The sequence below is a fragment of the Stenotrophomonas sp. STEN018 genome, assembly GCF_056760235.1.
The window spans coordinates 46596-73272 of sequence record NZ_JBRREK010000026.1; the positions used below are offsets into that span (position 1 = coordinate 46596).

The window sequence follows — 26677 nt, forward strand, 5'->3', positions numbered from 1 at the left end:
GAGCGCCCTCACCCCAACCCCTCTCCCGCGCGCGGGAGAGGGGCTCGCATCGCTTGCACTCGTAGTGCACTAGCCCCTCTCCCGTTTACGGGAGAGGGGTTGGGGTGAGGGCAAGCTTCTGCTCTTCACCCTGCAAACAAAGCATCACTTGGTAACCGCAAACTCAATCCGGCGGTTCTGCGCACGACCCTCTTCAGTGTCATTGCTGGCGCGCGGCTTGGTCTGGCCATAGCCCTTGGCACTGAGCGTATCGGCAGCAACACCCAGCTCGCCCAGCTTGGCGACAACCGCATCAGCACGTTGCTGGCTCAAGGTGACGTTGGCATCGGCACTGCCGGTGTTGTCGGTATGCCCACCCACCTCGATTTTGGTGCCTGCAGGTGCCTGCTTGATCGCATTCGCTGCGCTGGTCAATGTCTCCAGACTATCGCGGGTGATGGTGGCCGAACCTGTATCGAAGTAGATGTTCATCAGGTTCAGGGCTTTGATCAGGTCATCGCCGCTGAAGCCGGCTTTGAGTCCTGACAATGCCGCTGCTGCACGGTCCCACAAGCCGCTGATCGCAAAGCCACCAAACAGGCCACGCAGCTTGTCGCTGACCGTGAAGCGATCGGCTTCGGACAGGCCGCTGGTGTCGATGTTGAGCTTGTCGCCGTCAAAGCCGAACTTCAGGCCCTTGGCTTTCAGCTCCGGCAGTGCGGCGATCAGCTTGTCCATCCAGCCGGCCGGTAGGGTGGCTGGATCAACGGTGATGTTGCCGGACAGATTGCCTTCACCGAAAGTGGCCTTCAGTGCATCCCACAAGCGGGTTTTGTCGGCATCGCTGGCAACCTGGCCGCTGACCGTGACCTTGCCGTCCACGTTCTCAAACCCGAAGCGTGGATTGGCTTGCGCCACCGGTGCTGCAGGCTGCGTGGTGGCGGCCGGTTGCATCGGTGCCGGGGTAACCACTTCTTCCTTCTTGCAGCTGCGGAACAGCAGGAACGCGGCAAGCAGCAGGATCAGCGGAAGCAGCCATTTCCAGAAACCACCTGAAGCCTTGGCCGGTACGGTGCCACCGCCGCTATAGCCGGCGGTTGGCGTTGCGGTGCCGAACCAACGCTCGTAGTCGGTCGGGCGCGAGGTGGGGATCTTGCCACCCGGGGTGAGCTGGCCGACGATCTTGGGCAGCAACCATGCACCGGCCATGTTCACCGCCGCTGCTGGAATGCCGAGCTTGCTGGCAATGCCGCTGGCCAGGTTCTGGCCGAAGCCGGCGCTGAACTGGTCTGGTTGCAGTACGTTGTCGCCGGGTGTGGAGCCTATCCACGAAGAGAGCAGGCCATCCAGGCCGGCATCGGTAAAGCGTTTCTGCAGGCCGGCGAAGCCGCCGTTGGCAGGATCGAAGATGACATCGACAAGCTGGCGCACGAGGCGCCCTGCGTTGTCGCCGAGATGAAAGCGGCTTGCCGCTTCGCGAATCAACGACTCGAACATATACGCCTCCGCAAGGGATGAACCGGGCTGGAATGAGCCGGCAGGCGTAAGGAGCGCCTAGCGCTGTTAAAGCTGGATGAATTCGGGGGTTTTTGGTTCTTTAGCTAGAAGCTTCCCCTCGCCCCAAGCCCTCTCCCGTGAACGGGAGAGGGGCTAGTGCACTACGAGCCGACGCGATCCGAGCCCCTCTCCCGCGCGCGGGAGAGGGGCTGGGGTGAGGGGAAGCTCTTAAGCAAGCAATCCCGCACTAAACAACCAAATCAGAACGTAAACCGCACCCGCCCGTACCAATATGCGCCATTGCTGCCGATCGGCGACAGCACGTCGTAGGGCAGGTTGCCGAAGTAGTAGATGTCCTCGTTCGACTTGTCCGGGTAGTTGTCGGTCAGGTTCTGCCCGCCAACGGCCACGCTCCACTGCGGGGTGATGCGGTATTCGACTTCCGCGTCCAACTGCCACTCGGCCTGGTAGGTCTGGGTCGGGATATAGCCACCACCAAAATCGAACACACGCTTGGCGCTGCCATGGCGGCTCACGCGGCTGCTCAACGACCAGTTGTCATTGGCCCAGCTGGCGGCGAACTGCGCGCGGGTACGCGGTGCAGCGTCGGTCAACGTATTGCTCTCTTCCACGCCGAACAGCACGTAGTCCGGATTCAGCGCCAGCAGCTGGGAGGGCGTGGCGACGACGTTCTTCAATTCGGTCTTGGCGTAGCTCCAGGTGCCGGTCAACAGCAGTTCGCCGTCACCCAGCGATTGCCGCCAGTTGCCGACGAATTCGGCACCGCGAGTACGCGTATCGGCAGCATTGACGAAGTAGTGCGCGCTCTCCAGACCACCGATGCCGAACTGCTGCTGCACGAAGTCGGTCAGCGCATCGCCGGTGATGCTTTCCGACAATGCGATACGGTCATCGATATCGATCTGGAACAGATCCAGTGACAGGTCGAAATGGCTGCCGATCTGGCTGGTGAAGCCCAGGCTGTAGTTGATCGACTTCTCCGGCTTCAGGTCGGTGGCGCCCAAGGCACGTGCGATCGGATTGTTGACCGACAGCAGGCGGCCCTGCACCAGCTGGCCACCAGCGGTATAGCCGGTCGAGGTGGATTCGTAGCCGATCTGGCTCAGCGACGGCGCGTGGAAGTTGTTGGAGATCGAGCCGCGCAGGGCGAAGGCCGGGGCAAAGGCGTAACGCGCCCCGATCTTGCCGGTCAGCTCGCCGCCGAAATCTTCGTAATGCTCATAGCGGGCGGCGATATCGGTGGAGAACTTTTCGCCGAACGTGGAGGACAGACTGGTGTAGGCGCTGATCACATCGCGCGACAGATCGGCTTCATCCTGAGGCGTCAGCCCACCGCCGGCCTGCGAGCCAGTCGGGCGGTCGGTATAGGGGCCGGCTGCATAGCTGGCCGGATCGCCAGCACCGGTTTCGTAGCGCTCGTGACGGCCTTCGATGCCAAAGCCGAGGCTGTGGGTGTCATTGGCACGCACGAAGATGCGGCCGAAATCCAGGTTGGCCACGGTCTGCGCGAAGCTGAAATCCGCAGTCTTGAAGCTGGTTGGGCTGGTCGGGCCAAGCGAGGCGTTGAGCGAGTTGCGCAGGCGATAGGTGAACGCGTTGCGGCCGTGGTCGAGGCTGGCATCGTAATTCCAGTCGCCCAGCTCGCCGCGGGCACCGGCCACCAGCTGCACATCCAGATTCTCGCCTTCGGAGATCGGGCGGTAACCGTTCGGATACAACTCCTTCCAGTTGGCTTCGCCATCCGGGTAACGGAAGTAGTTGGCGCCTTCGGTATCGCGCTGGTTGTAGGTACCGAAGGCATAGGCCTTGGAGGCGGTACCGAACGGGATTTCGGCATTGAACCAGGCATTGAGGTCCTTGCTGGCGCCGTCGCCCAGCGAGTAATTGCGCTTGCCGGCCAGGGCCAGATTGTCCGGGGTCTGCGCTTCCCACGGCGGGATCTGGTCGAAACCGGCGCGGTTGGTGGCTTCGCGGTTCTTCAATTCCAGGCCGACCCGCAGGAAGCCGCCGTCATCGGTCAGGGCGGTGCCGACCTTGGCGCTGAAGAAGCTGGTCTGGCCATCGGTCAGGGTGCGGTCGATCGGCTTGAGGTCGGTGTGGTGCGCGCCGAAGCTGGCTTCGATGGCGCCGCCTTCCGGGGCGTCGTCGAGGATCACGTTGATCACACCGGCTACCGCATCGGAGCCATACAGCGCGCCGGCGCCGTCACGCAGCACCTCGATACGCTTGATCGCGCTGACCGGGATGGCGTTGAAATCGACCGGGGTGGTGCCCTTGCCGATCTTGCTGTCGGTATTGACCAAGGCGCTGTTGTGGCGGCGCTTGCCGTTGATCAGCACCAGCACATGGTCTGGCGAGAGGCCGCGCAGCTGCGCGGCGCGTACGTGGTCAGCGCCACCGGAATTGGACTGACGCGGGAAGTTGAACGAGGGCAGCAACGCCTGCAGCGCGCTGCCCAACTCACCATTGACCACGCCGGCCTTGCGGATGTCTTCGGCGCTGAGCACGTCCACCGGCGAGGTGGATTCCAGCACGGTGCGGTCCGCTGCGCGGGTGCCGGTGACGATCACCGTGTCCAGATTGGTGGCCTGCTGGCCATTTTGGGCAAAAGCGGGGGAAGACAGCGCCAGCGCGATGGCCAGGCCGAGCGGGGCCGAGGTGGGGCGGGACATGGAAACTCCGGGAATACGTGGGGAAGGGCGGGGAAGGGCGGGGAGAGGGATTGCGGATGACGTCAAGACTTACATCCATCCGGATGAAGCGATATATTATCTTCGCGTTAACAGCGCCCGGGATGCAAGTCCTGCTGGCAATTGGCTGATAACCAAACGCGATATCCCCTGCGGTGCCTTGGATGCCACCGTGTTGCTCTTGCCCGGAGGTTTTCCATGAAGTTGCACGCTGCCCTGTTGCCCCTGCTGTTTGCTGTTGCCGCCAGTGCCAACGCTGCCCCACCTGCTGCGGAGCCGGCGCCGAGCGCCCAGCTGCACGGCGATGCTGCGCGGCCGGCCGAAGCCGGTGGCTGGGTGCGTAGCGAACTGTATTTCGGCGTGGGCGAGGAAACCGGGCCGTCGGCACGTGAGCAGACCGACGTGATCAGCGAGGCCCAGTGGCGCGCCTTCCTCGACAAGGAAGTCACCCCGCGCTTCCCCGATGGCCTGACCGTCTTCGACGCCTACGGCCAGTGGCTGTTCCGCGGTGCGCCCGAGCCGAACCGGCTGCGCACCAAGGTGCTGGTGATCCTGCATGAGGACAGCCCACAGCGCCGCAACGACATCGAAGCCATCCGCCTGGCCTGGAAGCAGGCCACCAAGCACCAGTCGGTGCTGTGGTCACGGCAGCCGGTTGAGGTTTCGTTCTGAGCAGTGCCGGATCGGCTAGCCTGCGGGCAGCTTCCGATTGCAGATGAGCTTCCTGATGACGCCAGTGAAATCAACGTTGCGCCTGCGCAAAGCTGCCTGTGGCCTGCTGGTGGTGGGCTTGTCGCTGTTGGCGGCGAAAGCGCTGGCGGCCGATGAAAGCCAGATCCGCTTCGAGGTCAGCCCGGGCGTAACTGCACAGGCGCGGCTGCTGGCTGACGGCAATATCGAGGTAGGTACCAACCGCTCAGCGGCCAAGCAACGGTTGCCAGCGTCTACCGACGAAGAGGGCGGCGGCACCCGTCTGGGCCATGCCGACTACAACTTCGACGGCTATCAGGACCTGGACTCTAGCGCGACGCTGGGGCAGGTCAACGAATCGGTGACCGTCTACCTGTACGAGCCGGGCAGTGGTCAATTCCGTGCCTTGGCCGAGCCTGACGGTCCGCAGATCAGCTGCGAAGGCTTCTGGTCGCTGACCCCGGATCCGGCCACGCGCACGTTGAGCAGCAGCTGCCGCAGCGGGCCAATGTGGTACAGCGATATTTACCGCTACCAAGGCAATCGGCTCTATCTGTATCGATCGATGCGCAATGCCTTCATCGACACCGAAGGCTTGGCACAGGTGGTGGATCTGGGGCCGGTGGATGATGCTGAGATACTGACGGTCTGGAGTACCTGGGACGCGGCGGGAAAGCGCCTGGATACTTCGCTCTGGAATGCATTTGATCCGCCGCTCAGCGATGCTCCGATGCAGGGCCGCAGCGCTTCGGTGGTGCCGGCAAAACTGCCGCTGTACAGCAGGGCGGGGGACACCTCCACCAAACGCTATCTGCTCAAAGGTGACCGCGTCGAGCTGCTGGACGAAGCCGATGGCTGGCTGCAGCTGCGTTACCGCAATCCCAGCCGTGGCCCGGTGCTGGGCTGGGTGAAATTGCCCGCCAACGAATGATCTGTTCCATCCGCACGCTTTCTCCCAGCGTTACCATCGCTCCGCTTTCCTGACGATATCCCCCATGAATTCTCCCGCATCAACATCCCGCCCGCGTTGGTTCGTCGCAGGCGATCTCAACGGCTTCTTCGGTCTGGTGGTCGACAACCTGTCGATCCTCGGCTTCATCGCAATGGCGCTGGTCGGCATCTTCCAGTTCCCGGCCGATGTGGTGTTTGGCCGCATGTTCCCCGGCACGGCGTTCGGCGTGTTGATCGGCAACCTGATGTACACGGTGATGGCGCGTCGCCTGGCTGCCCGCAGCGGCCGCGATGACGTCACCGCGATGCCGCTGGGCCTGGATGCGCCGACCAGCATCGGCATGGCGCTGCTGGTGCTGGGCCCGGCCTTCGTCGGTTTCAAGCAATTGGGCATGGACCCGCAGGCGGCAGCGATGGCCACCTGGAAGCTGGGCATGGCTTCGCTGGTGGTGATGGGCCTGCTCAAGCTGGTGCTGTCCTTCGTCGGCGATGCGGTCACCCGCCATGTGCCACGTGCCGCCCTGCTGGGCTCCATCGGCGGTGCGGCGTTGACCCTGCTTGGCTTCCTGCCGCTGATCGAAAGCATGCGCCAGCCGCTGGTCGGCCTGGTCACGCTGGGCGTGCTGCTGTACGTGCTGGTCGCGCGCGGTGTGGTGCCGTTGCGCTTGCCGGGCGTGCTGTTCTCGCTGTTGGTCGGTGTCGCGCTGTATTACGGGCTGGGCGCCGCTGGCGCGCTGACCGGCTTCCAATGGCCGCCGGCAATCTCCTTCGCCGCGGCCTTGCCGTTGCCGACGCTGGGCTTTATCGAAGGCCTGCCGCTGACCGTGCCGTATCTGTCGCTGCTGCTGCCGTTCGGTCTGCTGATGGTGGTGGGCGGCATCAACGTGGCCGAGAGCGCACGCGCCGCCGGTGACGATTACCGTACCCGCGACATCCTGCTGGTCGAGGCCATCGCCACGCTGATCGCTGGTGTCTGCGGCGGCGTCGCGCAGACCACCCCGTACATCGGCCAGCCGGCGTACAAGCGCTTGGGCGCACGCACCGGCTACACGCTGCTGACCGGCCTGTTCATCGGCATCGGCGGTATGTTGGGTGTCGTCGCTGGGTTGGTGCAGTGGCTGCCGGTGGCAGTGCTGGCACCGATCATTGTTTTCGTCGGACTGGACATCACCGTGCAGGCCTTCCAGCAGACCAAGCGCGAGCACGCGATCGCGGTGGCGCTGGCCTTCCTGCCGGCGATTGCCTACCTGATCAACATCAAGTTCGGTACCTGGGTGGCCCCGGACGCGGCGGCAGCACTGTATGCGGCGGTCGACGGCCATGGTCTGTCGGATGTGGCTACGCTGCAGCTGCTGGGCAATGGCTTCATCATCAGCGCGATGATCTGGGCGGCAGCCTTGGTCGCCTTGATCGAGCGCCGTCCCGGCGTCGCGGTGAGCCTGTTGTTTGTGGCTGCGGCGCTGAGCGCGTTCGGCGTGATCCATTCCACCGATCCACGCGGCGGCATCTACCTGCCGTGGCAGCTGGATGGCCTGCGTCAGGCCATCACCTTGCAGGTGTCCGCTGCCTACGCCGTGCTGGCGGTCGTCATCGGCCTGATGTCGCTGCAGAAACAGCGTTGATGCACGAGGCTTGAACCGCTGGGGAACCCGGCGGGATAAACAGGGTCACACCATCACATGCAACGAAGGTGCAAGTGATGCAGAAGCGTAAAGCAGTGTGGCCCTGGGCAGTGGTTGGCGTCGTCGCGGTTGGCGGCGCTGCATGGTGGATGTTCCGTGATGATGTGGCGCAGCTGCGCCAGCCCGTGGCGGCAGTTTCGCCGCCGGTTGATGATGCGGCGGCGCCGATGATGCCGCCGCAAGCGCCGGCCGAACAAACCGCCGGTCCCAAATATCCGCTCGATGTCGCTGCCGATCCGGCCCTGCCAGCACTGGCAGACAGCGATGCCTCCAGCTGGCAGGCGTTGAGCGGGCTGTTTCCCGCGGATGCCCTGGCCGTGCTGCTGCGCGAACAGCTGATCCAGCGTGTGGTGGTGCATGTGGACAACCTGACCCAGCCCAGCCTGCCCGGTTCGGCGATGGCGTTGCGGCCGCTGCCCGGCACGCTGCTGGTTGAGCAGGGCAGTGCCGGCGGCGAGCAGCTTGGGGCCGCCAACGCCGCGCGCTACGCCCCGTTCGTTGATGCTTTTACACATGCCGATGCGGGCGCCGTCGCGGCGGCCTACACCCGCTTCTATCCCTTGCTGCAGCAGGCCTATCGCGACATCGGTCACCCTGACGGCCATTTCAATGACAGGTTGGTGGCCGTGATCGACCACCTGCTGCAGACCCCCGAGCCGGCCCGGCCGCTGGCGCTGGAGCCTGATGGCAAGGGCCGCTATCGGTTTGTTGACCCGGCCTTGCAATCGCTGTCGGTAGGCCAGAAAGCCTTGCTGCGCATGGATGCGGCGCAGCAACAGGCGGTAAAACAACAGCTGCGGGCACTGCGGGCGTCGATCACGCAAGGCTGAGAATCGCGGCCGTTTGCGGTGGATCAATGTATGGCCAATGCAGCTGGCGATACTGGCGATGGATTGCGATTGCAGCTGAACAAGGAAGCTGTTTACCCTTGAATCACGCCGTTGCAACCGCATCTGAATCAATATCGCCAGCAATGCTGGCCCCCAACTTTGAGGAAGAAGACCCATGCGGATGGATAAGCTCACCTCCAATTTCCAGAAAGCCTTGGCAGATGCCCAGTCGCTGGCGGTTGGCCGTGATAACAACATCATCGAGCCGGTGCATGTGCTCAGCGCGCTGCTCGATCAGCCCGGTGGCAGCAGCCGGCCCTTGCTGGCCCAGGCCGGCGTCAACGTGCCGGTGCTGCGCGAGCGGCTGACCGAGGCGCTGGATGCATTGCCCAAGGTGTCCGGCCAGGCCGGCAGCCTGTCGATGGGCAACGATCTCAATCGCCTGCTCAACAACACCGACAAGCTGGCCCAGCAGCACAACGACCAGTTCATCGCCAGCGAGTGGTTCCTGCTGGCGGCAGTGGACGATGGCGGCCCGGCCGGCATGGCCCTGCGTGCTGCTGGCGCTGATAAAAACAAAGTAAAGGCCGCGATCGACAAGTTGCGCGGCGGAGAAACCGTGCAAAGCGAAAACGCCGAAGAGCAACGCCAGGCGCTGGAAAAGTACACCATCGACCTGACCGCGCGTGCCGAAAGCGGCAAGCTCGACCCGGTGATCGGCCGCGACGAGGAAATCCGTCGCACCATCCAGGTGCTGCAGCGCCGTACCAAGAACAACCCGGTGCTGATCGGTGAACCCGGCGTGGGCAAGACCGCGATTGTCGAAGGTCTGGCCCAGCGCATCATCAATGACGAAGTGCCCGAGGGCCTGCGCGGCAAGCGCGTGCTCTCGCTGGACATGGGCGCGTTGATTGCCGGTGCCAAGTTCCGCGGCGAGTTCGAGGAACGGCTGAAGGCCGTGCTCAATGATCTGTCCAAGAACGAAGGCCAGATCATCCTGTTCATCGACGAACTGCACACCATGGTCGGCGCCGGCAAGGGCGAGGGCGCAATGGATGCGGGCAATATGCTCAAGCCCGCGCTTGCGCGTGGCGAGCTGCATTGCATCGGCGCCACCACGCTGGACGAGTACCGCCAGTACATCGAGAAGGACGCCGCGCTGGAGCGCCGTTTCCAGAAGGTGTTTGTCGGTGAGCCGACGGTTGAGGACACCATTGCCATCCTGCGTGGCCTGAAGGAACGCTACGCGGTGCACCATGGCGTCGAGATCACCGACCCGGCCGTGGTTGCGGCAGCGACCTTGTCGAACCGCTACATCACCGACCGGCAGCTGCCGGACAAGGCCATCGACCTGATGGATGAGGCCGCTTCGCGCATCCGCATGGAGATCGACTCCAAGCCGGAGGAACTTGATCGTCTGGAGCGTCGTTTGATCCAGCTCAAGATCCAGCGCGAAATGCTGAAGAAGGAGAAGGATGACGCCTCGCGCAAGCGCCTGGCCGATCTGGAAGCCGACATCGATACGCTGGAACGCGAGTTCTCCGACCTCAACGAAATCTGGAAGTCGGAGAAGGCTGCGCTGCAGGGCGCGACCAAGATCAAGGAGCAGGTCGAAAAGGCAAAACTTGATCTGGAAGCTGCGCAGCGCCGCCAGGACTTCGCCAAGATGAGCGAAATCCAGTACGGCCTGCTGCCGAACCTGGAAAAACAGCTCGCTGCCGCGCAGGAAGTGGACCGCAAGGACTTCCGGCTGGTGCAGGACAAGGTGACCGACGAAGAAATCGCCGAGGTCGTCTCGCGCTGGACCGGTATCCCGGTCAGCAAGATGCTCGAAGGCGAGCGCGACAAGCTGCTGCGCATGGAAGACATGCTGCACAACCGCGTGGTTGGGCAGGAAGAAGCAATCCGCGTGGTCTCCGACGCGGTGCGGCGCTCGCGCGCTGGCCTGTCGGATCCGAATCGCCCGAGCGGCTCGTTCCTGTTCCTGGGCCCGACCGGCGTGGGCAAGACCGAGCTGACCAAGGCACTGGCCGACTTCCTGTTCGACTCACCCGACGCGATGGTGCGCATCGACATGAGTGAGTTCATGGAGAAGCACAGCGTGTCGCGCCTGATCGGTGCGCCCCCGGGTTATGTGGGCTACGAAGAAGGTGGCTACCTGACCGAGGCGGTGCGTCGTCGCCCGTACAGCGTGATCCTGCTGGACGAAGTGGAGAAGGCGCATCCGGATGTGTTCAACATCCTGCTGCAGGTGCTGGATGACGGTCGTTTGACCGACGGCCAGGGCCGCACGGTGGACTTCCGCAACACCGTCATCGTGATGACCTCGAACCTGGGCTCGCACCAGATCCAGGACATGAGCGGCGACGACAGCCCGGAAGCCTATACGCAGATGAAGGCCGCGGTGATGGGCGTGGTGCAGGCGCACTTCCGTCCAGAGTTCATCAACCGTCTGGACGACATCGTCGTGTTCCACCCGCTGGACAAGCAGCAGATCAAGCAGATCGCACGCATCCAGATGCGTGGGCTGGAGAAGCGGCTGACCGAGCGTGGCCTGAGCCTGGAAGTGTCGGATTCGGCCTTCGATGTGTTGAGCAATGTCGGCTTCGATCCGGTGTATGGCGCACGTCCGTTGAAGCGTGCGATCCAGGCCCAGCTGGAGAACCCGTTGGCGCAGAAGATTCTGTCCGGCGAGTTCGTCAGCGGCGACACCATCAAGGTGGAAGCCGGCGGCGGTGGTCATTTGCAGTTTGGTAAGGGCTGAGATTCAAAGCCAAAGCCAAAGCCAAAGCTTCAGAAGCGTTAAGAGCTGCCCTCACCCCAACCCCTCTCCCGCGCGCGGGAGAGGGGCCAGGTTTGTGGCGGCTCGTAGTGCACTAGCCCCTCTCCCGCACGCGGGAGAGGGGTTGGGGTGAGGGGAAGCTTCTAGCTGAAAATGCATCAGAAGATTCCAATACCTCACAAGTAACCCCTGCAACCGTCCACCGGTTGCCATCCATCCTCGGCTATCGTCAGCGGTCACTCCTTAGCGAGCACCCCGATGACCGATCCGCAGTGGAAGCCTGAAACCATCGCCGTGCACGGCGGCTATTCCCCCGATCCGACCACCCGCGCAGTCGCGGTGCCGATCTACCAGACCGTTGCCTACGCCTTTGACGACACCCAGCACGGTGCCGATCTGTTCGACCTCAAGGTGCAGGGCAACATCTATACCCGCATCATGAACCCCACTACCGATGTGCTGGAAAAGCGCATTGCTGCATTGGAAGGCGGCATCGGTGCATTGGCGCTGGCCTCAGGCCAGGCCGCGATCACCTACGCCATCCAGACCATTGCCGAGGCAGGCGACAACATCCTGGCCTCAAGCGCGCTGTACGGCGGCACCTATAACCTGTTCGCGCATACGCTGCCGCAGTTCGGCATCCAGACCCGTTTCGCCGACTACCGTGATCCGCAGGCCTTTGCTGCCTTGATCGACGAGCGCACCAAGGCGGTGTTCGTCGAATCGATCGGCAACCCGCGCGGCAACATCACCGATATCGAAGCCATTGCCAAGATCGCCCACGCCCATGGCGTGCCGGTGATCGTCGACAACACCGTGGCTACGCCATATCTGCAGCGCTCGTTCGATTTCGGCGCCGATATCGTCGTGCACTCATTGACCAAGTATCTCGGCGGCCATGGCACCAGCCTTGGCGGCGCGATTGTCGATTCGGGTCGTTTCCCATGGGCTGAGCACAAGGAGCGTTTCCCGCGCCTCAATACGCCGGACGTGAGTTACCACGGCGTGGTCTATACCGAGGCACTTGGCCCGGCGGCGTTCATTGGTCGTGCCCGCGTGGTGCCGCTGCGCAACATGGGCGCGGCGATCTCGCCGTTCAACGCGTTCCAGATCCTGCAGGGTATCGAGACGCTGGCGCTGCGTATGGACCGGATCAACAGCAATACGCTGGCGGTGGCGAATTACCTGCAGAAGCACGCGAAAGTCGCCTGGGTGAACTATGCCGCGCTGCCCGACCATCCGGAGCACGCGCTGGTGCAGAAGTATCTGCGCGGGCATGGCTCGGGTGTGCTGACCTTTGGGTTGCCGGGTGGGCGTGAGGCTGGAGCGCGCTTCCTGGATGCCTTGCAGTTGTTCACCCGTCTGGTGAATCTGGGCGATGCAAAATCGTTGGCTACGCATCCGGCTTCCACCACACATCGCCAGTTGGATGCGGCGGAGTTGGAGAAGGCGGGAGTGACGCTGGATACCGTGCGTCTGTCGGTGGGCATCGAACACATCGATGACTTGCTGGCGGATCTGGAGCAGGCGTTGGCTGGGGCTTGAGAGATAGATCAAGAGCTGCCCTCACCCCAACCCCTCTCCCGTAAACGGGAGAGGGGCTAGTGCACTAGCAGCCGACGCGATCCGAGCCCCTCTCCCGTTTACGGGAGAGGGGTTGGGGTGAGGGCAGCTTTCAGCTTTTACCAAGCAACCGTAAACCGCTTGCCGATATGCTGCGGCGCTTCCAGCTCATCCACCACCGCCACCGCCAGATCCGCGGCGCTGATCGTGCCCGGGCCATCGCCAGTGCTCAGCGGAGTGTCGCTACCAACCCGGTACTTGCCGGTGCGCTCGGTCGCACTACCCGGATGGAATGCAACCGGCGGACTCAGTTGGGTCCAGGCCAAGGACGTCTCATTGCGCAGCTCGGTCAGCGCATCACGTGCGGCACTGGCACCGGGATAGATCGCGGCCGGGAAGTTGGGTGAATCCACCAACTGGGTACCGTCTGGCGCATACAGGCTGCCGGCGCCACCAATCACGATGTAACGCTTCACGCCCGCAGCCTTGGTGCCGGCGACGATAGCGCGGGTGCCGCGCAGGAACTCGTTGTACAGGTCCGGGTTGGCCCAGCCTGCGTTATAGGCGCTGATCACCGCATCGGTACCGGCAACGGCGGCATGCACTTCATCGGCATTGAGCACATCTGCCTTGACCACCTGCAGCTGCGGGCGGGCTTCCAACTTGGCAGGGTCACGGGCCAGTGCGGTCACGTCATGGCCACGGGCCAGCAGTTCTTCGAGTACGGCCTTGCCGACAAAGCCGGTGGCACCGATCAGGGCAACTTTCATGGTGAGATCCTTCGGGGTGGGGAATGAGGCCAGTGTCCGCCCAAGCCGGCACGTGTGACAGTCGCAAAAAATCACAATCACCTTGAAGCTGTGCTTCACAATGGCCGCACGGAGGTGAGCCATGGACAGCGTCAAACGGATGGCCTTGTTTGCCCAGGTGGTGCAGCACGGTTCGATGAGTGCGGCGGCGCGGGCGATGGGCATGAGTACCTCGGCGGTGAGCCAGCAGGTGCGCGCATTGGAGCAGGATGCTGGCGTGGCCTTGCTGCATCGCTCGACCCGGCGGCTGGCGCTGACCGACGTGGGCAGTCGTTACTACGCTGCCTGCGCGCGGCTGCTGGATGCGGCGGGCGAGGCAGAGGCCGAACTATCAGCTGCCCGACAGGCGCCCAGCGGTGAGCTGCGGCTGTCGGCACCGCTCGGCATGGCCGCGCATATCGGCCCTGCCTTGGGCGGTTGGCTGCAGGACAACCCGCAGCTGCGCCTGCATCTGTTCTTCGACGATGGTTGGACCGACCTGTTGCAGGCGCGCATCGATCTGGCGCTGCGCTTCGGCCAGCTGCCCGACAGCGACTGGATGGCGCAGCGGCTGGGTAGCTTGCAGCGCTGGCCCTGCGCGGCACCGGCCTGGCTGCAGCGGCACGGCTTGCCCAGTGATCCGTTGCAGGTGCCAGCGGCGGAATGGCTGGGCATGCCGCAGGTGCCGGGGCTGGTCTGGCGGCACAGCGAGAACGGCGAGGAGCGGCTGGTGCCTGCGTATCCGCGCATCGCCAGCCAGAACCAGCCGGCGGTACTGCGCCTGTGCGAGGCGGGATTGGGTGTCGCGGTGTTGACCAGTCTGGATGCCGCACCGTTGCTCGAATCCGGCAGCCTGCAGCGGCTGTTGCCGGAATGGGAGGTGCCGGCGCTGCCGGTCTGGGCGGTCACCCCGCATCGCCAGACCCAGCCGGCCAAGGTGCGCCAGGCCATCGTGTTGTTGCAGGATCATCTGGCGCGCCTGCCCGGCGCGGATGCTGATGTTGCGCAAGATCGGAAACGCCAGCGCTGAGCAAGCGCGCTGCAATAGCCTCATCAGCCAACGGAGATGCTGCAATGAAAGCCAATGTCGCGCAGTTGCCACGCCTGGACCGGGTCATCAGCTGCCTGCAGCAAAGCATCGATGCTGGTGGGCCATTGCCGGATTTGGATGCACTGGCAGCCATCGCCCATTACTCGCCATTCCATTTCCACCGCGTGTACCGCGCGCTGACCGGCGAAACCATTGGCCGCGCCGTACAGCGGCTGCGCGTGGTCAAGGCCTTGCAGCGTTTGGCGCATAGCGATGCCAGTGTCACCGAGATCGCGCTGTTGGCTGGCTACGACACACCGCAGGCCTTGGCGCGGGTGCTGCGCGAAACCGTGGATGCCAGCGCCAGCGAGTTGCGGGATGATCCCAAGCGCTTGGCCGCCAGTATCGAGCAGTTGTCACGTCCATTGCCGCCAGCCGAAAAGCCCGCGCCGTTGAGTGTGGAAGTCATCACCTTGGAACCATTCGAAGTGGTGGCACTGCGTGCGCAGGGGGCCTTCGATGATCTGGATGGTGTGTTCGGTGAACTGTTCGGCTGGGCTGCGGAGCAGGGGCTGATCGAACAGCTGCAGCAGTTGATCGGCATGCCGCTCGGTGATCACCGCGAGCTGCCTGCCGAGGAGCTGCTGTTCGATTGCGCGTTGGCGTTCGACGCGGAGCTGCCGGCGTTGCCGGCATCACTGCAACGGCAGGTGTTGGGTGGCGGCCGCATGGCGCGGCTGCGCCACGTCGGCAGCTACTCGCTGCTGGAAGATGCCACCGACCAGTTGCTGCGTGACTGGTTGCCGGGCAGCGGCCACGCCCTGCGTGATGCACCGCTGCATTACCACTTCCTGGACGACCCCGAAGAAGTACCCGAGACCATCCTGCGCGCCGATATTTACGTGCCGCTGGCGGCCGGCTGAGGCATGCCTGGGCGCAGGCTGCGGTAGGGCGGGGTGGACATGATCATTTCCGCCAGCGAATAAGCCAGCTCGCGCTCGGCCATCACCGTGCCATCGGCGCCGTGGTCGAGCAGATGCTTGACCTCGGCGTCGCTGTGGGCGCGCGCGAGCAGGGTCAGGTTGGGGTTGATCGCGCGCAGTTTGGCCAGGACTTCGCCTGATTCCAGCGGCTGCGGGATCGCCAGTACGGCGATGGTGGCGCGTTCGGGATGCGCTTCGGCCAACACCTTGTCCGAGGCAGCACTGCCGCGGATGCCGGGAATGCCTGCGGCGTGCGCACGTTCCACATGTTCCCGATTGTCGTCGATCACCAGCACCGGCACGCCGCGGTCGCGCAGCACCTGCGCCAGCTCGCTGCCAACCCGGCCATAGCCGACCACGATGGCGTGGTCGTGCAGGTCCAGCGACGGACCCGGTGGGATTTCGGGCACTTCCGGTACCGGCGTGGTTTCCTTGTGGCGCGCCTGCCAGCGGTCGAGCAGGCCGAATACCACCGGGTTGAGCATGATCGACACCAGTGCACCGGCCAGTACCAGCGATTGCCCGGTCGGCGGCAGGATCTTCAACGCCACACCGAGGCCGGCGATGATGAAAGCGAACTCGCCGATCTGCGCCAGTGACGCGGAAATTGTCAGCGCGGTGCTCTTGGAATGGCCGAACGCGCGCACGATGAAGAAGGCCGCAGCCGACTTGCCGAACATGATGATCAACACCGTCGCCAGCACCTGCCAGGGGTGCTCGACGATGATCATCGGGTTGAACAACATGCCGACCGAGACGAAGAACAGCACCGCGAACGCATCGCGCAGTGGCAGCGAATCGTGTGCCGCCTTATGGCTGAGCTCGGATTCGTTGAGCATCATGCCGGCGAAGAACGCACCCAGCGCAAACGACACGCCGAACAAGGCGGCAGCGCCGAACGCCACGCCCAAGGCAATCGCAAGCACGCACAGGGTGAACAGTTCGCGCGAGCCGGTGCCGGCCACTTTTTCCAGCACCCACGGGATCACCCGGCGGCCGACCACCAGCATCACCGCCACGAACAGGCCCAGCTGCACGAAGGTCCAGCCGATCGAGGCCAGCAGCCCGCCGATGGACAACTCCTTGCCGCTTGCCTCAGGGCCGAACACGTCGGCGATCACCGGCATCATCACCAGTGCCAGCACACAGGCCAGGTCTTCGACGATCAACCAGCCGACCGCAATCTTGCCGCGCTTGGTTTCCAGCAGGCGGCGTTCTTCCATCGCCCGCAGCAGCACCACGGTGGAGGCGGTGGCCAGCGAGAAACCAAAGATCACGCCGTGCAGTACCGGCCAGCCCATCAGCGTGGCCACGCCCCAGCCGAGCAGGGTGGCGACTAGGATCTGGCCGATGGCACCGGGGATGGCGATGGCCTTGACCGCCATCAGGTCTTTCAGCGAGAAGTGCAGGCCGACGCCGAACATCAGCAGCATCACGCCGATCTCGGCCAACTGGTTGGCCAGCGCCTGATCGGCGACAAAGCCCGGGGTGAACGGCCCTACGATGACACCGGCAACCAGATAGCCCACCAGCGGCGACAGCCGCAGTTTGTTGGCCAGGGCACCAAGCACGAAGGCCAGGCCCAAGCCGATGGCAATCATGTTGATCAGGGCGGTGTCATGGTGCATCAGGGCTCGCTGGGTCGGGTGGGGGATGCCTCGATTCTAAAGGTGCTACCGGTGTACATGCGGCTAAATGCCGGAAATATCCGATATTTTTTTGGAATTGAGGGTTGCGATGAACCCCTTGAAGGCCGCCTGCGAGGCGCCCTTCATGCCGGGCCAAGGACCCGCCACGGTTTCCTGGCCAGCACCGTGACAGCCGCCAACGCGGCGAACAGCCAGCCACTCCAGATGATTGCGCTTATCCCCAGGACGCCGATTAGGCTGCCGCCGAGCGCGGCGCCTAGCACCACGCCGAGGTTGGCGGCGGAAACATACAGGCTGGTGGCGAACTCGGGTGCCTCGGGCGCGGCCGAGCTCATCCACATCTGGCTGACGATCAATCCACTGGCGTGGGCTGCGCCCCACAGCAGGCAGATCGGCAGCATGCCGGCCAGCGCCGGTGAGGCGAAGCGCAGCAGTACCGCATAGACCGCCGCAAGCAGCACCGGGTATGCCAGCACGGTCCAGCCAAGCTGGCGGTCCAAGGCGCGGCCTGCCAACAGGTTGCCAAGTACGCCGCCCATGCCGAAGACGCCGAGCAGCAGGCTGATCGCTTCGGCGTGCAGCTGGGCTTGGCGGGCGAGGTATTCGGCCGCATAGCAGTAGACCGAGAACATGGCGGCGAACACGCATACCGCGGTTGCGATCGACAGCCACACCTTGCTCCGGCGCAGCACAGCCAGCGGATCGGGGGTCATCGCCCGTGTTGTTCCGCGCCCATCAGGCAGCTTGATCCACAGACCGATGGCGGCCGCAAGATTCACCGCCGCGCAGAACAGAAACGGGGCCTCATAGGACAAGGCTGCTCCGACCCAGCTTGCCACCGGCACGCCCAGCACCAGTCCCAACGTGGTGCCGGAGAAAGCCAATGCAGTGGCATGCGCCGCCCGTTGCGGCGGGTAGAGCGCGACAGCGGAGGCAAAGGCCATCGAGAAGAACACCGGGTGCAGCAGGGCAGAGGGCACACGCAGCGCCATCAATACCGCGAAGCTGGGTGCCCAGGCTGACAGTAGGCTGCACAGGCTGAAGACCAGCAACGACGCCACCAACACCTTGCGGCGGTCGAAGCGACCAAACCACAGCACCAGCGCAGGCCCGCACAGTGCAACCACCGCTGCGAACAGCGCGACCAGCCAACCGGCCTGGGCCACGCTGATGCCATGGCGCTGGATGATGGCAGGCAGGATGCCGACCACGCTGAACTCGACGGCATAAAGCCCGAACAGCCCCAAGGCGATGAAGAACAGCGCGCTGGACCTGTTCATGGCTGCGCCTCGCTGCGGCCGCCCAGCGCCGCCTTGGCAGCAGCGGACGAAGCATCGGCAGCTGCAAATCCATGGCGTCTGGCAAACCAGACAGCCATCAGTGTTGCAAGCAACAGCACCAGCAGCACCGGAGCGAACGCAGTAACGCCCCAGTGGCCGAGCAGCGCGCCGCCGATGATGCCGCCACCGGCAATTGCCGCGTTCCAGGCGGTGACCAGCATGGATTGGGCGACATCGGCGGCGTCTCCGGCGGTCTTTGCCAGTGCTGTCTGGAACAGGGTCGCGGCACCGCCGAAGGCAATACCCCACACCGCCACTGCCGCGTAGACCACAAGCGGCGTCTCACTGGCCAGCCCGAGTGCGAGTGCGGCCGCGCCGAACAGTACGGTGCTGGCAAGCGTCAACGCACGCAGGTGTTGATCGACCAGCACGCCGACGATCCAGATGCCCAGCAATGAAGTCATACCGAACACCAGCAGCACCAGGTCGGTGCGCTCGCCCATGCTGGCAGCGGCCAGGAATGGCGCGATGTAGGTGTAAAGGATGTTGTGGGCCAGCACGAAGCCCAGCACCACGAACAGCACCGGGCGCACGCCGGCGATCGAGAACACCTGGCGCAGCGGCAGCTGTCGGCTTGCCGACTGGCCGGCGAAGTCCGGCACCTTGAACCTCACCCACAGCATCAGCGCCAACGCCAATAGGCTCATCGTGCCAAAACAGATCCGCCAGCCCAACAGGTTGCCGAACAAGGTGCCGGCCGGCACGCCCAGCGACAGCGCCAGCGGCGTGCCCACCATCGCGATGGCAATCGCCTTGCCTTGTTGATGTGCGGGCACCATGCGCGCGGCATAGCCCGCCAGCAAGGCCCACAGCAGACCGGCGGAAACACCGGCGAGAAAGCGGGCCAGCAGCGTCAGTGCGTAGCTGCTGGAGAAGGTGGTGACGGTATTGGCGATGGCGAAGCCGGCTATCGCCGCCAGCAGCAATGGGCGGCGACGCAGACCTTGGGTGGCGCTGGTCAGCGGAATCGCCGCCAACAACGAGCCGATCGCGTAGACCGTCACGGTCTGTCCTATCCATGCCTCGGACACGGCAAGGCCGCGCGCCATCTGCGGTAGCAGGCCAGCGGGTAATGCTTCGGTGAGGATGGTGATGAAGCCAGCCATGGCCAATGCGAGCAGTGCACCAAGGGGCAAACGTTCAGAGGCTGCGGCGCGCATCAGTGCAGCTCCACTGCAGCGTAAACCGCATCGCGCAGGTCGGTGACGAAGCGACCGGACATGCCTTCGTACAGCGTATTGGTGAAGGCGACCACGCTCAGTCCCTGTGCCTGGTCCACGAACCAGGAATGGCCGTAGGCGCCGCCCCAACGCCAGGTACCCGGCGATTCCGGTGTGGCGGCAAGCACCGGGTCGCGCAACACGGAGAAGCCCAGACCGAAACCGAAACCCGGTGCGCTGGGCAGTTCCAGGCCGTCGGTCTGGTCGCGACCCATTTCAGCGATCAGCTCGGTGGGCAACAGACCATCGCCGCCCACGCGCAGCATCTCCAGCAGGCGCAGCAGATTGCCGGCAGTGCCGGCCATGCCCGCGCCAGCGGAGGGGAAGGCCTGCGCATCGAAGATGCGCGCCGGGCTGTAGGTGATGCCGATAGCGCCATCGAATGGCGAAACAATCTCGCCCTCGCTGAGCAGGTGTGGCTGCGGTGTATCGCTTACATAGGCGCTTGCCAGGCGTTGGGAGTCACGGGCGACAAAGCCGGTATCTGTCATTCCCAATGGGCCGGCAACCAGTTGATCCACTGCCTGCTGCAGCGGCGTGCCGTGGATGCGTTCGATCAAGGCACCCAGCACATCGGTCGCCAGCGAGTAGCCCCAGGCGCTGCCGGGTTGGTAGAGCAGCGGTACTTCGGCGATGCGCCGCAGGTTTTCCTGCAGGCTGATGCCGGAGGCATCCATGCCGTCGGAAACGCCAGCCCGGGCATACGCACCGTCAGCATCCGGCTCGAAGAAACGGTAACCAAGGCCGGCGGTGTGGCTGAGCAGTTGCCGAGCGCTGATCCGTGCTGGGCGACCGTCAGCCAATCGCGGCTGGAATTCCGGCAGCCAGTGTTCGATGCCTGCATCCAGCTCAAGTTTGCCCTGTGCCACCAACACCATGGTTGCAGCGGAGACGATGGGCTTGCTGACCGATGCCAGCCGGAACACGGTGTCCACGCTCATCGGGCGCGCGCTGGCGCGGTCGGCGAGGCCGCTGGCCTGGCGGTGGATCAACTCGCCGTCACGGGCGACCAGCACCACCGCGCCGACCAGACGCTGTTGCTCCAATGCCCGCTGCACGACGGTCTGGATGGGGACCAAAACCGGGTCAGGCGTGGCACTTGGGGATAGGGAAAATGTGGGGATCGTCATGGCAGCTGGCTCGATTGAATGGGCAGGCTGCGACGATAGAAATCCTTGGATTGAAGAAAAAGCAGGCTGCAGTTCCGTGATGCGTGGAATAAAATGTCCGCAATCAAACGGAAGGCGGATCATGGATAGCCTCAACGGCTTCGTGGTGTTCGTGCAGGTGGCCGAGACGCGCAGCTTCGTCGCGGCCGGGCGTGAGCTGGGGGTGTCGGCCTCGGCGATCGGCAAGAGTGTGGCGCGGCTGGAAGAGAAGTTGGGGGTGCGTCTGTTTCACCGCAGCACCCGCAGCGTGACCCTCACGGCCGAAGGCACGCTGTTTCTGGAGCGCAGCCGCCGCATCCTGGCCGAGATAGATGCCGCCGAGCTGGAACTGTCGCAGGCCAGTGCGGCGCCACGCGGCCGACTGCGCGTCAGCCTGCCGCTGGTCAGTTCGCTGGTGCTGCCGGTGCTGGGCGAGTTCATGCGCGCGTATCCGCAGATCGAGCTGGACCTGGACTTCACCGACCGCATGGTCGATGTCATCGAGGAAGGTTTCGATGCGGTCGTGCGCACCGGTGAACCGGCCGACTCGCGTCTGTCGGCGCGTCGCCTGGGCAGCTTCCATATGCGGCTGGTGGCGTCGCCGGACTATCTGGCTCGTCGTGGCGTACCGCAGGTGCCGGCCGATCTCGAGCAGCACAGCTGCCTGCACTATCGCTTCCCCAACAGCGGCAAGCTGGAAGCCTGGGTGCTGCGGCGCGCAGCCGGCGAGGCCGAGCTGCAACTGCCGACTTCGATGATCTGCAACAACATCGAGACGCGAGTGTGCTTTGCGCTGCGCGGGCTGGGGATTGCCTACCTGCCGGATTTCGCCATCCGCGAGCCGCTGGCCGCGGGGCTGCTGCAGCCGATCCTGGTCGATCAGGTGGGTGGAGTTGGTGTTTTCAACGTGCTGTGGCCGGCAAGCAAATACCCATCGCCGAAGGTGCGGGCACTGGTGGATTTCCTCTGCGCGAAGGTGTTTCCTGAAGCTGCTTGAGGCAGATCATCGCGCTGCTATGCATCGCCAACGGACAACGGACAACGGCCATACGGCCATACGGCCATACGGCACAAAGAAAAATGCCCGGGTTTCCCAGGGCATCTTCCTTTCACGACATCAAACCGGTCTTACCAGGTGTAGCTGATACGGCCGTAGACGTAGGCGCCGTTGAAACCGTACGGCGAGTAGTTGCTGTACGGCAGCATGCCCCAGGTCGAGTTCTGCAGATCGGCAGTGCGGTCCGGGTACTGGTCCAGCAGGTTGTCCGCACCCAGGGTCAGCTTCCAGTTCTCGCTGGGCTTGAAACTGGCTGAGGCATCCACCACCCAGCTGGCGTCGTAGGTCTGGTCGCGGGCAGCAGTGGCCGAGTTGCGCACGGTGAAGCTGCCGTAGCGGGTGGCCGACAGACCCAGCTCCCAGCGGTCCGAGCGCCAGGTGCCACTGAGGATGGCCTTGTCACGCGGGTAGCTGTCCTCGATGCGGCCAAGCTCGTCGCGACCGATCAGCGACTGGGTGATGCCCAGGCTGCCAAACACCGCCGGCGAAGCAATGAATTTCTTCACCTCGGTCTCGTTGTAGCTGTAGGCAGCGGTCAGTTCCAGATTGCTGGCGGTGAACGGGATGGTGTAGCTGGACACCGCATCGACACCGCGGGTGCGGGTATCCACGCCATTGGTGAAGTAGGAGAACGCGGTGACCTGCGGCAGCCCCAGTCCGGCCAGCAGCGCATTGGCAGCGGCATTGGTGGTGATGTTGGTGGACAGCACGATGCGGTCGTCGATGTCGATCTGGTAGGCATCGACGGTCAGGTACAGGCGATCAACCGGCTGCAGCACCAGGCCCAGGCTGTAGGAGGTGGAGCTTTCGGCCTGCAGCTTGCTGGCGCCCAGCGCCTGCGCGGCGAGGCTGGTGGTGGGGAAGGTGCCACGATCGACGAAGCTGCCGTTGATGATGGTGCTGGTCACCGCCTGGTAGCTCTGCTGGGCCAGTGACGGCGCGCGGAAGCCATTGGATGCAGTGGCACGCAGCGCGACCTTGTCGGTGAAGGCGTAGCGCGCCGACAGCTTGCCGGAGAACTTGTCGCCGAAGTCCGAGTAGTCCTCATAGCGGCCGGTCAGACCAGCGGAGAATTTCTCGGTCAGGTCGGCTTCCAGGCCGGCGTAGACGGCGTAGTTGTGGCGGTCGTTATGCACTTCGTTGGTCGGGGTAAAACCACCAAAACCCTGCGCGCCGCTGCCGGTATAGGAGTTCAGTTCACCCGCTTCCTGTTCCCACTTCTCACGACGGTACTCACCGCCGAAGGACAGCGTGACCGGGTAGGCCAGGCCCCAATCCAGCGACTTGGTGAGGTCGGCGTTGAAGATGTCCTGCTGGTACTTCAGCGTGCCGTCGTAGAACGAGGTCGGGCTGTTCACGCCCAGGCTGTAGTTGATGCTGTTGCGGGTGTGGAAATCCAGGGTGTTTTCACCGTGGTTGACGCTGACATCCCAGGTCCAGCCGCTCTCGGTATTGCCCTTGACGCCGGCCACCAGCGAGCGGTCCTTGGAGTACTGGTTGATCTGCGGCACGTAGCCGTCCGGGTAGGTCTGCGCCAGCAGCGCGGTCTGGCCGCTGTGGTTGGGCGAGCGGTAGAACGCGAACGAGGTGATGTCGCGGTTGCTCAGCAAGGCGCTGGCGTAGGCGCTGATGTTGTCGCTGAAGTTGAAGCTGGCATTGACCGAGGCAGCGGTGGCATCCACGCGCGGATCGCCGACCACGAAGGTCTTCTCGCCGATGGACGGGAAGTTGCCGGTATTCGGCGCAGTGCCCTGATACGGCCCGGCGCGGTTGCTCTCGTCCTGCTGGCTGACCTGGCCGGCGAAATGCACGCTGCCGCGGCCATCGGCGAAGCTGACGCCGGTGTCGCCGGAGATCTGGTATTTGGCGCCGTCACCGGCCGAGTACTGGCCGTAATCCACCGCCAGGCTGCCACCCTTGCCGCTGCCCTTGAGCACGATGTTGACCACGCCGGCGATGGCGTCGGAGCCGTACTGGGCCGAGGCGCCGTCACGCAGCACTTCCACGCGCTCGATGGCGGCGATCGGAATGGCGTTGATGTCCACCGCGGAGGAGCCACGGCCGATGCTGCCGTTGACGTTGATCATCGCCGAGGTGTGTTGGCGCTTGCCGTTGACCAGCACCAGCACCTGGTCGGGCGAGAGGCCGCGTAGCTGCGCCGGGCGGATGCCGCTGGTGCCGTCGGTCAGGGCCGGGCGCGGGAAGTTCAGCGAGGGCAGGGCGCGCGACAGCGCCGTGGCCAACTCGCCAGTGCCGGTGGACTGCAGGGCTTCCGGGGTGATGATGTCGATCGGCGACTGCGACTCGGCAACGGTGCGGTCGGCCACGCGGGTACCGGTGACGATCACGGTATCCAGGGTATTGGCGGCGGTCTGGGCCAGGGCGGGAAGGGCCGGGGCGCCGAGGGCGATGGCAATAGCGACGGCGAGGGTGCTGGACTTGCGGTTCATCAGGTTGCAGCTCCGGTATTGAGTGGCGGCATCGGCGGCGCGTGGGGTTCGCGGCTGTTGCGGTGCGCCATTAACGAATTAATGGAATTTTTACCTCGTGTCAAACCGGATGGTTCAGCTAAATTGTTGCTTTTGAAAGCTTTTTCAGTTCAGCAAAGGCGATTTGGCAATGCGAGTACTTGCTCTCTGTCAGGCAACGCCGTTCAGGCGCGTGCGATAACAGGAGGTGAGTCAAGTATTGGTTAACGTTAGAATTGCGTCGCAGGAATGCTGCTCACATGCACATTCCTTTTCGTTATAACGGACCTATTCATGATTTCCCTTCGTAATTTCGCCCTTCGCCGGGGCGAGCGCCTGCTGTTGTCCAACGTAGACCTCACCCTGCATGCCGGCTATCGCGTAGGCGTGGTGGGCCGTAATGGCGCAGGTAAATCCAGCCTGTTTGCCGCCGTGCGTGGTGAACTGGAAGCCGACAAAGGCGATGTGTCGCTGCCCGGCAAGATCCGCATTGCCGACGTTGCCCAGGAAACCCCTGCGCTGACCGACCGCGCCATCGACTATGTGCTCGGCGGTGACGACGTGGTCGCCGCGGTGCTGCAGGAAGAAGCCGCCGCCGCCGCGCGCGAGGACTGGGAAGCCGTCGCCAACGCCCATCAGAAGATGGCCGAGCTCAATGCCTATGACGCCGAAGCGCGTGCCGGCAAGCTGCTGCATGGCCTGGGCTTCCCGGCCGATACCCATGAGCGTCCGGTTGCGGCGTTCTCCGGTGGCTGGCGTGCGCGTTTGAACCTTGCCCGCGCGCTGATGATGCCCAGCGACCTGCTGCTGCTCGACGAACCGACCAACCACTTGGATCTGGACGCCGTGTACTGGCTGGAACAGTGGCTGCTGAAGTACCCGGGCACGCTGCTGCTGATCTCGCATGACCGCGAGTTCCTCGACAACGTCGCCACCCACACTTTGCACCTGCACAGCGGCACGGCCAAACTCTATGTCGGCGGTTACACCGACTTCGAGCGTCAGCGTGCCGAACACCTGCGCCAGCAGCAGATCACCCACGAAAAGGAACAGGCCGAGCGCGCGCATCTGCAGAGCTTCATCGACCGCTTCAAGGCGCAGGCCAGCAAGGCCACCCAGGCGCAGAGCCGGATGAAGCGTCTGGCCAAGATGGCCGGTACCGAAGCGGTGCGCGCCGAGCGCGAGTTCCGCATCGAGTTCTCGCCGCCGGCCAAGCTGCCGTTCTCGCTGATCCGCCTCAACGACGTTACCGCTGGCTACGGCCCGGACGCGGTGATCCTGGACAACGTCGGCTTCGGTCTGGAAGCGGGTCAGCGTGTCGGTCTGCTCGGCCCGAACGGTGCCGGTAAGACCACGCTGGTGAAATCGCTGGTCGGTGACCTGGAGCTGCTGGCCGGTGACCGCATGGCCCACCCGGACCTGCAGATTGGTTACTTCGCCCAGCACACGGTGGAATCGCTGCACGCCGGCATGACGCCGATGGATCACTTCCGTGAGATCGCACCGGATGGCGTGAACCAGTCGTTCCGCGACTTCCTCGGCAAGTGGAACTTCCCCGGTGATCGCGCGTTCGAGACGGTGGATGGTTTCTCCGGTGGCGAGCGTGCGCGTCTGGCACTGGCCTTGATCGCCTGGCAGCAGCCGAACGTGCTGCTGCTCGACGAACCGACCAACCACCTTGATCTCGAGATGCGCGAGGCTCTGGCCGAAGCGCTGTCGCTGTTCGAAGGCGCGATCGTAATGGTTTCGCATGACCGCCATCTGATCGGTCTGGTCTGCGATACGTTCTGGCGCGTGGCCGACGGTGTGGTCGAACCGTTTGCCGGCGACCTGGACGAGTACGCACAGTGGCTGCGTACCCGCGCCAGCGCGCAGGGTGCACGCACCAAGAGCGACCGCCAGGAAAAGCCTGCCGCTGCTGCACCGGTTGCACAGGTGGCTCCGGCCAAGCCGACGTCGAACAAGAAGCCGATCAATCCACACAAGCTGGAAGCGGCCGAGAAGAAGGTCGAGCAGCTGGGTGCATCACTGGCTGAAGTGGATGCGCAGCTGGCTGATTCGGCCAACTATGCCGACGCGGCGAAGATGGCCAGACTGGGCGGCGAGCGTGAAGTGCTGGCGCAGCAGCTGGAGCAGGCCGAAGCGACCTGGATGGAGATGTTGGAAGACTGAGCCCGTGCTCGGTCTTGTGGGAGCGGCGTGGGGGGGGGGGGGGGGGGGGGGGGGGGGGGGGGGGGGGGGGGGGGGGCGGGGGGGGCGGGGGGGGGGGGGGGGGGGGGAGGGTGGGGGGGCGGCGGGGGGCGCCCGGG

General features: G+C 64.3%; 18 protein-coding genes. 10 read left to right on the forward strand and 8 right to left on the reverse strand.

What is annotated here, in order from left to right; translation table 11 throughout:
* Positions 1-144 precede the first annotated feature (144 nt).
* A complete protein-coding gene (locus ACVOMB_RS11690; RefSeq protein ID WP_481531331.1) occupies positions 145-1476 on the reverse strand; it encodes an OmpA family protein in 1332 nt (443 codons plus the stop codon).
* Positions 1477-1736: 260 nt separating this feature from the next.
* The gene (locus tag ACVOMB_RS11695; protein ID WP_481531332.1) at positions 1737-4169 is read right to left on the reverse strand and encodes a TonB-dependent receptor plug domain-containing protein; all 2433 of its coding nucleotides are present in this window, start codon (positions 4167-4169) and stop codon (positions 1737-1739) included.
* 216 nt (positions 4170-4385) lie between these two features.
* Here ACVOMB_RS11695 and ACVOMB_RS11700 point away from each other — a divergent pair, with 216 nt between their 5' ends.
* The 6 genes from ACVOMB_RS11700 to ACVOMB_RS11725 all read left to right on the forward strand — a co-directional run bounded on the left by ACVOMB_RS11700 (position 4386) and on the right by ACVOMB_RS11725 (position 12667).
* Positions 4386-4859: a DUF3574 domain-containing protein gene (locus ACVOMB_RS11700; RefSeq protein WP_481531333.1), complete on the forward strand. Its 474-nt coding sequence runs from the start codon at positions 4386-4388 to the stop codon at positions 4857-4859.
* A 43-nt stretch (positions 4860-4902) separates the two neighbouring features.
* Complete coding sequence (locus tag ACVOMB_RS11705) at positions 4903-5808, forward strand: XAC2610-related protein (RefSeq protein WP_481531334.1); 906 nt, start codon at positions 4903-4905, stop codon at positions 5806-5808.
* A 64-nt stretch (positions 5809-5872) separates the two neighbouring features.
* Entirely contained in the window at positions 5873-7450 is a 1578-nt protein-coding gene (locus ACVOMB_RS11710) for a hypothetical protein (protein WP_481531335.1), read from the forward strand.
* A 77-nt stretch (positions 7451-7527) separates the two neighbouring features.
* Positions 7528-8340: a DUF3014 domain-containing protein gene (locus tag ACVOMB_RS11715; RefSeq protein WP_481531336.1), complete on the forward strand. Its 813-nt coding sequence runs from the start codon at positions 7528-7530 to the stop codon at positions 8338-8340.
* Positions 8341-8515: 175 nt separating this feature from the next.
* Positions 8516-11104, forward strand: coding sequence for an ATP-dependent chaperone ClpB (gene clpB / locus ACVOMB_RS11720; protein ID WP_481531337.1), 2589 nt, complete (start codon positions 8516-8518; stop codon positions 11102-11104).
* A 276-nt stretch (positions 11105-11380) separates the two neighbouring features.
* Positions 11381-12667, forward strand: a complete 1287-nt coding sequence (locus tag ACVOMB_RS11725) for an O-acetylhomoserine aminocarboxypropyltransferase/cysteine synthase family protein (RefSeq protein WP_481531338.1) — start codon at positions 11381-11383, stop codon at positions 12665-12667.
* Between the two features lie 137 nt (positions 12668-12804).
* On the opposite strand, the gene ACVOMB_RS11730 is transcribed toward ACVOMB_RS11725, so the two are convergent.
* A complete protein-coding gene (locus ACVOMB_RS11730; RefSeq protein ID WP_481531339.1) occupies positions 12805-13455 on the reverse strand; it encodes an NAD(P)-dependent oxidoreductase in 651 nt (216 codons plus the stop codon).
* 121 nt (positions 13456-13576) lie between these two features.
* Between ACVOMB_RS11730 and ACVOMB_RS11735 the strand changes: the two genes are divergently transcribed.
* Complete coding sequence (locus ACVOMB_RS11735; protein WP_481531340.1) at positions 13577-14503, forward strand: LysR family transcriptional regulator; 927 nt, start codon at positions 13577-13579, stop codon at positions 14501-14503.
* 44 nt (positions 14504-14547) lie between these two features.
* On the forward strand, positions 14548-15426 hold the full coding sequence (locus ACVOMB_RS11740; protein ID WP_481531341.1) for an AraC family transcriptional regulator: 879 nt from the start codon (positions 14548-14550) through the stop codon (positions 15424-15426).
* Here ACVOMB_RS11740 and ybaL read toward each other — a convergent pair.
* The 4 genes from ybaL to ACVOMB_RS11760 all read right to left on the reverse strand — a co-directional run bounded on the left by ybaL (position 15402) and on the right by ACVOMB_RS11760 (position 20825).
* Positions 15402-17114, reverse strand: a complete 1713-nt coding sequence (gene ybaL, locus ACVOMB_RS11745; RefSeq protein WP_481531342.1) for a YbaL family putative K(+) efflux transporter — start codon at positions 17112-17114, stop codon at positions 15402-15404. The genes ACVOMB_RS11740 and ybaL overlap by 25 nt on opposite strands.
* A 143-nt stretch (positions 17115-17257) precedes the next feature.
* Positions 17258-18415 (reverse strand): MFS transporter, encoded by a 1158-nt coding sequence (locus ACVOMB_RS11750; protein ID WP_481531343.1) that lies wholly within the window; start codon positions 18413-18415, stop codon positions 17258-17260.
* Positions 18412-19635 (reverse strand): MFS transporter, encoded by a 1224-nt coding sequence (locus tag ACVOMB_RS11755; protein ID WP_481531344.1) that lies wholly within the window; start codon positions 19633-19635, stop codon positions 18412-18414. Before ACVOMB_RS11755 ends, ACVOMB_RS11750 begins: the two co-directional genes overlap by 4 nt.
* On the reverse strand, positions 19635-20825 hold the full coding sequence (locus ACVOMB_RS11760; RefSeq protein WP_481531345.1) for a serine hydrolase domain-containing protein: 1191 nt from the start codon (positions 20823-20825) through the stop codon (positions 19635-19637). The genes ACVOMB_RS11755 and ACVOMB_RS11760 overlap by 1 nt, the downstream gene beginning before the upstream one ends.
* Positions 20826-20946: 121 nt before the next feature.
* Here ACVOMB_RS11760 and ACVOMB_RS11765 point away from each other — a divergent pair, with 121 nt between their 5' ends.
* Positions 20947-21840, forward strand: a complete 894-nt coding sequence (locus tag ACVOMB_RS11765; protein ID WP_481531346.1) for a LysR family transcriptional regulator — start codon at positions 20947-20949, stop codon at positions 21838-21840.
* 131 nt (positions 21841-21971) lie between these two features.
* Here ACVOMB_RS11765 and ACVOMB_RS11770 read toward each other — a convergent pair whose 3' ends face one another.
* Entirely contained in the window at positions 21972-24350 is a 2379-nt protein-coding gene (locus ACVOMB_RS11770; protein WP_481531347.1) for a TonB-dependent receptor plug domain-containing protein, read from the reverse strand.
* Positions 24351-24662: 312 nt separating this feature from the next.
* Between ACVOMB_RS11770 and ACVOMB_RS11775 the strand changes: the two genes are divergently transcribed.
* The gene (locus ACVOMB_RS11775) at positions 24663-26540 is read left to right on the forward strand and encodes an ABC-F family ATP-binding cassette domain-containing protein (protein ID WP_481531348.1); all 1878 of its coding nucleotides are present in this window, start codon (positions 24663-24665) and stop codon (positions 26538-26540) included.
* Positions 26541-26677 lie beyond the last annotated feature (137 nt).

What these genes read in the sequence shown, in the direction of transcription:
- ACVOMB_RS11690 (WP_481531331.1), bottom strand. Translation starts at nt 1,476, where the DNA reads ATGTTCGAGTCGTTGATTCGCGAAGCGGCAAGCCGCTTTCATCTCGGC.
- ACVOMB_RS11695 (WP_481531332.1), bottom strand. Translation starts at nt 4,169, where the DNA reads ATGTCCCGCCCCACCTCGGCCCCGCTCGGCCTGGCCATCGCGCTGGCG.
- ACVOMB_RS11700 (WP_481531333.1), top strand. Translation starts at nt 4,386, where the DNA reads ATGAAGTTGCACGCTGCCCTGTTGCCCCTGCTGTTTGCTGTTGCCGCC.
- ACVOMB_RS11705 (WP_481531334.1), top strand. Translation starts at nt 4,903, where the DNA reads ATGAGCTTCCTGATGACGCCAGTGAAATCAACGTTGCGCCTGCGCAAA.
- ACVOMB_RS11710 (WP_481531335.1), top strand. Translation starts at nt 5,873, where the DNA reads ATGAATTCTCCCGCATCAACATCCCGCCCGCGTTGGTTCGTCGCAGGC.
- ACVOMB_RS11715 (WP_481531336.1), top strand. Translation starts at nt 7,528, where the DNA reads ATGCAGAAGCGTAAAGCAGTGTGGCCCTGGGCAGTGGTTGGCGTCGTC.
- clpB (WP_481531337.1), top strand. Translation starts at nt 8,516, where the DNA reads ATGCGGATGGATAAGCTCACCTCCAATTTCCAGAAAGCCTTGGCAGAT.
- ACVOMB_RS11725 (WP_481531338.1), top strand. Translation starts at nt 11,381, where the DNA reads ATGACCGATCCGCAGTGGAAGCCTGAAACCATCGCCGTGCACGGCGGC.
- ACVOMB_RS11730 (WP_481531339.1), bottom strand. Translation starts at nt 13,455, where the DNA reads ATGAAAGTTGCCCTGATCGGTGCCACCGGCTTTGTCGGCAAGGCCGTA.
- ACVOMB_RS11735 (WP_481531340.1), top strand. Translation starts at nt 13,577, where the DNA reads ATGGACAGCGTCAAACGGATGGCCTTGTTTGCCCAGGTGGTGCAGCAC.
- ACVOMB_RS11740 (WP_481531341.1), top strand. Translation starts at nt 14,548, where the DNA reads ATGAAAGCCAATGTCGCGCAGTTGCCACGCCTGGACCGGGTCATCAGC.
- ybaL (WP_481531342.1), bottom strand. Translation starts at nt 17,114, where the DNA reads ATGCACCATGACACCGCCCTGATCAACATGATTGCCATCGGCTTGGGC.
- ACVOMB_RS11750 (WP_481531343.1), bottom strand. Translation starts at nt 18,415, where the DNA reads ATGAACAGGTCCAGCGCGCTGTTCTTCATCGCCTTGGGGCTGTTCGGG.
- ACVOMB_RS11755 (WP_481531344.1), bottom strand. Translation starts at nt 19,635, where the DNA reads ATGCGCGCCGCAGCCTCTGAACGTTTGCCCCTTGGTGCACTGCTCGCA.
- ACVOMB_RS11760 (WP_481531345.1), bottom strand. Translation starts at nt 20,825, where the DNA reads ATGACGATCCCCACATTTTCCCTATCCCCAAGTGCCACGCCTGACCCG.
- ACVOMB_RS11765 (WP_481531346.1), top strand. Translation starts at nt 20,947, where the DNA reads ATGGATAGCCTCAACGGCTTCGTGGTGTTCGTGCAGGTGGCCGAGACG.
- ACVOMB_RS11770 (WP_481531347.1), bottom strand. Translation starts at nt 24,350, where the DNA reads ATGAACCGCAAGTCCAGCACCCTCGCCGTCGCTATTGCCATCGCCCTC.
- ACVOMB_RS11775 (WP_481531348.1), top strand. Translation starts at nt 24,663, where the DNA reads ATGATTTCCCTTCGTAATTTCGCCCTTCGCCGGGGCGAGCGCCTGCTG.